Genomic DNA, 220 nt, shown 5'->3' with positions numbered 1-220 from the left:
AGATGACCCGGAGCCGGCGCGGGCTCCCCAGCTGGACCTCGCGGGTCTGCCCGGTCAGCGGATCGAGCATGTCGGCCTTGCCCCACCAACCGAGCTTGACCAGGAGCGGCTGCAGCTCGCGGCGGAAGGTGTTGAAGTCCTGGCCGCCGTCGACCATCTCGTCCACGGCTGAGCGGATCGCTTCCAGGATGTCCAGCTTCATGGCCTTGGCCACCGTGAA

At 67.7% G+C, this 220-nt stretch carries 1 pseudogene; it reads right to left on the bottom strand.

Annotation, left to right across the window (positions count from 1 at the left end):
- Nucleotides 1–220: pseudogene (locus tag L6D89_RS32585) on the bottom strand (hypothetical protein); the annotation flags it as partial.

It is taken from the genome of Pseudomonas pseudonitroreducens, from assembly GCF_021603645.1.
Taxonomy (GTDB): domain Bacteria; phylum Pseudomonadota; class Gammaproteobacteria; order Pseudomonadales; family Pseudomonadaceae; genus Pseudomonas; species Pseudomonas pseudonitroreducens.
The sequence above is the reverse complement of the archived record's forward strand: the minus strand, read 5'-3'. Positions and strand labels throughout refer to the sequence as shown.